Origin of the sequence: uncultured Sulfuricurvum sp., assembly GCF_937936435.1 — a bacterium.
In the GTDB taxonomy this organism is placed as follows: Bacteria; Campylobacterota; Campylobacteria; order Campylobacterales; family Sulfurimonadaceae; genus Sulfuricurvum.
The window spans coordinates 47,418-53,987 of sequence record NZ_CALDDG010000019.1; the positions used below are offsets into that span (position 1 = coordinate 47,418).

Genomic DNA, 6,570 nt, shown 5'->3' on the forward strand with positions numbered 1-6,570 from the left:
GAATAGAGATTATTATGCTGAAACGTTCGGGATTTACACTGATTGAGCTCCTTGTTGTTATCGTTATTATCGGGCTTCTTGCTTCACTCGTCGCTCCAAAGTTTTTCGGAAAACTTGAAACGGCAAAAGGCAAAACTGCTATAGCCCAAATACAAATGTTGTCTACCGCTCTTGACAGCTTCAAATTAGACACCAACCGCTATCCGACTACTGAAGAAGGATTGGCAATTTTATGGGCGAACTCTGTTTCTGTAGATGGGGCTAGCGGTCCGTATCTTCCCAAACCGGTAGAAAAAGATCCATGGGGATTTCCTTATCAATATAAAGCTCCAGGAAGCGATAATCACCCTTACGATCTGCGTTCCCTAGGTGCAGATGGACAAGAAGGCGGTGATGGTGAAAATCAAGATGTCTCGGTTTGGAAATGACACTTATAGGGCATCTTTTAACACAGGCAAATGCGTGTACAGCAGCTGAAATCGAACAAGCTCTCACGTTACAGAAAGATTATGGCGGTCGGATAGGATCTATCCTTTTAAACACCGGCGCAATTACAGAAACACAATTAATAGAGGCATTAGCACAGCAATTATCTATCGGAAAATTTTCTGATTATAAATCTTCGGAAAATATCAAACCGTCAGAAATAGGCATCAGTCTGGTTTTTTTAACCGAAAATAAAATTTTCCCTTTTAGTGAAGAATCCAGCACGCTAAGTGTCGCGATCGCAGATCCTCTGAAAGTGGAAGAACTAGCATTTCTCGAACGTCAAATCGGCAAAAAAGTTCTCCCTTATATCGCAACTTCCGAAGAGATTCGAACGCTTCAGTCACAGTACGAAGAAACTATCTATACCGATACGGCTTTTGATATTGCGGGAGAAGATGAAGTTGACAAACTCAAGGAACTCGCGTCAGAAGCTCCGGTCATTAAACTTGTCAATCATTTATTTTCCAAAGCGGTTAGTATGCGTGCAAGCGATATCCATTTTGAAGCTTTTAAAACAAGCATGTCGGTACGTTTCCGAATCGACGGAATGCTCCGTGTTATCGAAAATATCCCTCAACCATTTAAGCTTCCGGTGGTTGCACGTCTTAAACTTCTCTCAAAAATGGACATTGCCGAAAACCGTCTTCCGCAAGACGGCCGTATCAGTATCAAAACGGGCGGGCAAGAAATTGACATCCGTGCGTCCTCTGTCCCGACCGGATTCGGCGAGAGTTTTGTATTGCGTTTATTAGGCAAACAAAATGTCAGCTATTCGCTTGAATATCTGGAGTTTTATCCCGATCATCTCAAAACATTGCGCGACATTATTAGCAAACCGAATGGAATATTTTTGACGACCGGCCCTACGGGAAGTGGTAAAACGACTACACTTTACGCACTTCTCAATGAGCTCAATGAAGAAAGAACAAAAATTATAACGGTCGAAGACCCTGTAGAATATGAGTTGTCGGGAATTAGCCAAATTCAAGTCAAGTCTGAAATAGATTTCACCTTTGCCAATGCACTCCGCTCTATTTTACGTCAGGATCCCGACATTATTATGATCGGGGAAATACGGGATGCCGAAACCGCGCAAATCGCTATACAATCGTCGTTAACCGGACATATGGTACTCTCTACACTCCATACCAATTCCGCATTAGGTTCAATTACCCGTCTTCTCGACATGGGAATGGAGTTTTTTTTACTCAAATCTTCTATTATCGGTTTAATGGCACAAAGACTCGTTCGTCGTCTTTGCCCTCATTGTAAAGAATCTTATACGCTCTCTCCCGAATATTATGCGGCATGGGATTTACACTCTTTACTTGCAAAGTACCCCGATATCAATCTCAATCCTTGCCGAAATGTCGGATGTAAAGAGTGCAATTTCACAGGCTTTACAGGGCGTATCCCAATTGCGGAAATCGCCCCGTTCACACTCGAAATTCAACAAGCGTTTGAAAAAGAGAGCAATCTCGACTCACTTAGCCGATTCGGTTATCGTACCCTCCTTGAAGATGGACTGTTAAAAGCGCTTGAGGGGCATACTACTATTGATGAAGTCATTCGAGCTGCTGGATGAAAAGTGAATTCCGTTACGAGGCTTTAACAAAAAACGGAGACACCATACGTTCCGTATTTATCGGAACCCGTAACGAATTTCAAAACTTGTTTAAAGACAGGAATCTTATCCTGCTACAGTACAAGGAAAATACTAAGAAACTTAAAAGCGGACGATTTACAGCGGACGATTTTAAAAGTACTATCGAAGAGCTATCCTATCTCATGGGTGCACGGATTCCGATAGATGCCAGCCTTAAACAAATGCTCTCGTCCGTTTCGAAAGAATCTCAGCGTGACTTCTTGGAGAATTTTTTAAATCGAATAAAATCGGGTACGCCCGTTTCACTCTCTCTCAAAGAAGCTTCCGAACATGTCAATTATTCTATCGATAACCTGTCGATTCAAATCATTGCCAGCGGGGAAGAAATCGGTGAACTTGCCAGTGCTTTGGACAAACTCAAAGAACGCCTCATCTTTACGCAAAAACTGAGTTCTGATATTAAATCGGCTATGACCTATCCCGCATTTTTGCTTATACTCAGTTTTGTAATGATTTTCTTTGTCTTTTTCTTCATTGTTCCAAAATTTTCAACGCTATTCTCACCGAAAGAATTTGAAAAACTCCCCGCTCTATCCAAATCCATTCTTACCTTTGGGCAGTTTCTCTCAGACAATACGCAAAGCGTTCTTTTCTTTCTTGCCGCTCTCGTTGTAGTAGTTCTTTTATTCGCAAAAACACTTCGCGGCCACTTTCAGAATATTTTCTTCCGCCTCCCCGTTTTAGGACGTTTTTTGACTTTAATACAGTTATCTTATGTTTTTAACTCTCTCGGAATTATGATTACCGGCGGTATCGAACTTGACCGCGCATTGCGCCAATCTGCCAAACTCGCGACGATTGCCGATTTACGGGCACTTTTCGACAATGCTCTTGCTGAGATCAAAAAAGGGCACAAACTCAGTGATACGCTTAGTTCCAGCCCCTACATTCCGCCTTCGGCTATCTCTATGATCGCGGTTGGCGAAAGTACCGCTCGTTTGGGTGATGTATGTATTCTGCTTGGAGAACGTTTTAGCGAAAACTTCCAAAAAGAAGTCAAACGTCTTTTACTCCTCTTAGAACCTGCAATTATCGTTTTAATGGGAGCCATGATAGCCGTTGTCGTTATTTCGATTATGCTTGCAGTCCTATCAGTCAGTGATATCGTCGGATGAGCCGTTCAGCATTTACGCTTATTGAAATGTTGGTTGTTATCGCACTCATTGCATTTATCTCATCCGTTGTTGCACCGAAAGGATTTGGGATGCTAGATTCCATGAATCGCTTTATCGATCGCAAACGTGCAGATTTGGAGCTAGATCGTCTCCGGATGATTGCATTTTCAACTCAAAAAAACGCAATTATTTCACATCAAACCGTTCGGTGGGACAACAATACTTCATCCCCTTTTCCTTATGATTTCGAAGGTAATATCACGGCAAAAGGGATATTGATTCACCCATGAAGCGAACGGCATTTTTAACTATCGAAGTCTTAATATCGCTTGTTATCATTTCGATGGGGGTATTAACCGTCACTTCAGCACTGAAAACATTGTACGGCGCTGCCGACAAACAAAAACATTACGAAGCGGCGGCGACAACTCTCCTCTCCCTGAAAGATATGCTAAGCAGTATCGATTTTGAAAAACAACAACACAAAGAAGGTAAATTAAACGGTTGGGAATACGCTGTACACATAGAACGCATTGCATCACAACGTACCTACGTTATTAGTGATATTACCGAATTTACAGGTAATAAAGGACGTTACGAAATACAATTGTACAAAGTCACCCTTACACTACACGATGAGAGTTTATCCAAAACATATACGATCTATCAAACCCGCTATAAACCGGTTCAGGGAACGAATAATGTCTAAAAATCGTCCTGCTTTCACTCTGATCGAAGTTTTAGTGACATTAGCAATTTCATCGATGATTTTACTGATTGGCACCGTTGCGATGAAATTTATGGTTACCTCTCTGGCTAAAAATATGTCGACGCTGCCTGCGCGCGGGCTTATTTATTCCCAGATACGAAGCGTTGTGGCTTCCACATTCCCTTATGTTATATATTCTAAAAAAACTTTTGACCCGAATCGATACGATTACCGCTTTTTCTATGAAGGCGATGAAAAAAAAGTCCTCTTCGCAACCGAATCTCCACTTTTTTCCAACCGTTTGTCTATCGTCGAACTTACCCTGGATAACCATCGTCTTATATACAAAGAATCCCCGTTATACGGTGATTCTTCCAACTATCTGGCTCCGAGCATAGGAAATGATGCACAAACCGTTGTCCTTATGGATAATCTTGATTCGGCCTCCTTTAGCTATGAAACGGATCAATCCTCTGCATCAAAAATCTCGGGAGAAATTCCCAATCGGATAAAACTCACGTATACCCGGGATCACCAAAATATCGAATACTATTTCGGAATTCAAAACGACTACAAACACTATATACTCCATGTGAGAAGACGCCTTGAAAACATATAATCTTTCTACATCCGGCTATGTTTTGCCTATCGTCTTATTCCTCGTCATTATCTTGACGGGAGGAGGAGTATTTGCTCTGCACATCGCGAAACAAGAGATTGCCAATACCGCCGACTTGTTTGATACTGCCGAAGCCGAGCTTGAAGCTGAATCTCAACTCGAAATCGTTAAATTTTATGCCGCGTCAGGACACTTTACCCTCAACTATATTGAAAATACCGCATTGCTAAACGGTCCCGTAACCTATCCCGAAAAACTTTATATTGACGGTCGCGATCAAAATGTGACAAAAACCCTCGCGGTACGTCTTCAAGACACTGCCGGAATGTTAAATGCGATGTATCCCGATGCCCAGGCAATCACCGATTTGCTTGCCGTAGATGGCGATTTTGGCTACAGCGATACGATCCGCGACAGTATCGCCGACTGGTTTGATAAAGATGATTTGCATCGACTAAACGGCGCTGAAGAAGCCTATTACCAACAGCGAAAATTTCCTTTTTCTCCACGGAATGTCCCTATCTCCTTATATCGCGACGAGTTGCGTCTCATACACGGACTTCATGAACTCACAAACGAGCAGTGGGATTATGTCAACCGTTTTCTCATACTCTCTCCCGTCAGCGCGTTTAATTATACGACGGCTCCGCCGGAATTACTGGCAGCGAAACTGCATGTTTCCGTCAAAGAATTAGCCGGACTTACCGATCTGCGGGAGAAAGATATCTATCTTTTTCTAAACCGTATCCGTGAAATCGGTACCGGATACAATCCTGAAACCACCAATACGTTTCCTTCCGGAGTTATTGCCGTAGAGATTCTGTCTCAGCGAAATAACGCGCAGGTGACCTTACATGCGATCCTCGATTGTAACGATTACGATGATGCTCCGGTCCACACAATTAGCCGTTATTAACACTCAATATGCTATAATCGCGAAAAATCGGGGGAATTCTAATTGGTAGCATCAATCATGCATTTTTTAGTGCGGATCGGGAAAATACAGATTGTGCCGATTGCCGATTCCTATCTGCTCCGCAACACCTTTAAAAAACCTCCCCGTATGTCACGTGAAGTGGTACAGACCAACTATGCTTCGCTTTCGCCTTTCGCAGAATCAGACATCACCGCTCTCTCCGACGAAAACGATCTGTTGGTGTGGTTCTCACCTTCAAAATCCGATACCATCCGCATTCCTGAAGCGTATCTCCTTTTCAGTGCGCTTATGGCACGTGACAAAAGCGATCGTATCTCTATTTTTAATACCGATCCCTCCCTTCTGATCGTTATCAAAAACAATCGTTTGATTGCGCAAAGCACCCTGAAATCGGATGACACGATTTTCCTCGACCGTCTGAAACGAGAACATTCCCTCGAAACCGTAGAACGTTATAACTCCGACGAATATGCCGCTTTGCTCGATGCCGGATACGCATCATTGACGTTTAATCACTATAAACAATTTTTTTCTCTGGATATACCCGATTTTTCTTCGTTCAAATCCACCCTGGAAGCTGTTGCGACCCCTCTGAGCATACTCATTCTATCGGCTCTTGGCTATCATTATGCCGTTAATTACCATCTTACGCAAAAGCTCGAAGAATCACGTCAAATTTACCAAGAAGGGAGAGGTGCGATGATTCCGATTAAACATCGGCAGGAGACCATCGCTCAGCATAAACAGGCATGGAACAGCTTTATCGATGAGACGCTGGTCCGTCCCGATGCTTTGAGTGCGGCATATCCCTTGCTGCACGTAGCACACGAAACCAATACGACCGTTAAGTACGTCAAAGTTTCCGGGGGTAAAATTGAAACCGTCGTCGAAACACCGATATCAACCACCTTTTTGAAAGCCATCATTGCAACCCGCCAATTCGAAAACGTCAAACTTGAATTTTCAAAAACCGATCCTATCCGTCATATCGATAATGCTAAGATGACCGCACGTATTATCCCTTTTGACATCAAT

8 protein-coding genes are annotated in these 6,570 nt (G+C 42.8%); all 8 read left to right on the plus strand.

What is annotated here, in order from left to right; all coding sequences use genetic code 11:
• Window positions 1-14: 14 nt before the first annotated feature.
• Window positions 15-428, plus strand: coding sequence for a type II secretion system major pseudopilin GspG (gene gspG / locus Q0389_RS02350; RefSeq protein WP_298691233.1), 414 nt, complete (start codon window positions 15-17; stop codon window positions 426-428).
• Entirely contained in the window at window positions 425-2,074 is a 1,650-nt protein-coding gene (locus tag Q0389_RS02355; RefSeq protein ID WP_298691235.1) for an ATPase, T2SS/T4P/T4SS family, read from the plus strand. Before gspG ends, Q0389_RS02355 begins: the two co-directional genes overlap by 4 nt.
• Window positions 2,071-3,270 carry a type II secretion system F family protein gene (locus tag Q0389_RS02360; protein WP_298691237.1) on the plus strand — a complete coding sequence of 400 codons (1,200 nt, stop codon included), beginning with the start codon at window positions 2,071-2,073 and terminating at the stop codon, window positions 3,268-3,270. Before Q0389_RS02355 ends, Q0389_RS02360 begins: the two co-directional genes overlap by 4 nt.
• Window positions 3,267-3,560 (plus strand): type II secretion system protein, encoded by a 294-nt coding sequence (locus tag Q0389_RS02365; protein ID WP_298691239.1) that lies wholly within the window; start codon window positions 3,267-3,269, stop codon window positions 3,558-3,560. The genes Q0389_RS02360 and Q0389_RS02365 overlap by 4 nt, the downstream gene beginning before the upstream one ends.
• Complete coding sequence (locus tag Q0389_RS02370) at window positions 3,557-3,979, plus strand: hypothetical protein (protein ID WP_298691241.1); 423 nt, start codon at window positions 3,557-3,559, stop codon at window positions 3,977-3,979. Before Q0389_RS02365 ends, Q0389_RS02370 begins: the two co-directional genes overlap by 4 nt.
• Window positions 3,972-4,598 carry a type II secretion system protein J gene (locus Q0389_RS02375; RefSeq protein WP_298691243.1) on the plus strand — a complete coding sequence of 209 codons (627 nt, stop codon included), beginning with the start codon at window positions 3,972-3,974 and terminating at the stop codon, window positions 4,596-4,598. Before Q0389_RS02370 ends, Q0389_RS02375 begins: the two co-directional genes overlap by 8 nt.
• Window positions 4,585-5,514, plus strand: a complete 930-nt coding sequence (locus Q0389_RS02380; protein ID WP_298691245.1) for a type II secretion system protein GspK — start codon at window positions 4,585-4,587, stop codon at window positions 5,512-5,514. Before Q0389_RS02375 ends, Q0389_RS02380 begins: the two co-directional genes overlap by 14 nt.
• A gap of 42 nt (window positions 5,515-5,556) precedes the next feature.
• A partial coding sequence (locus Q0389_RS02385) for a hypothetical protein (protein WP_298691247.1) occupies window positions 5,557-6,570 on the plus strand: 1,014 nt, incomplete at its 3' end.

Excerpts from the sequence above, each read along its gene's own strand:
- gspG (WP_298691233.1), top strand. The coding sequence starts at position 15 with ATGCTGAAACGTTCGGGATTTACACTGATTGAGCTCCTTGTTGTTATC.
- Q0389_RS02355 (WP_298691235.1), top strand. The coding sequence starts at position 425 with ATGACACTTATAGGGCATCTTTTAACACAGGCAAATGCGTGTACAGCA.
- Q0389_RS02375 (WP_298691243.1), top strand. The coding sequence starts at position 3,972 with ATGTCTAAAAATCGTCCTGCTTTCACTCTGATCGAAGTTTTAGTGACA.
- Q0389_RS02365 (WP_298691239.1), top strand. The coding sequence starts at position 3,267 with ATGAGCCGTTCAGCATTTACGCTTATTGAAATGTTGGTTGTTATCGCA.
- Q0389_RS02370 (WP_298691241.1), top strand. The coding sequence starts at position 3,557 with ATGAAGCGAACGGCATTTTTAACTATCGAAGTCTTAATATCGCTTGTT.
- Q0389_RS02360 (WP_298691237.1), top strand. The coding sequence starts at position 2,071 with ATGAAAAGTGAATTCCGTTACGAGGCTTTAACAAAAAACGGAGACACC.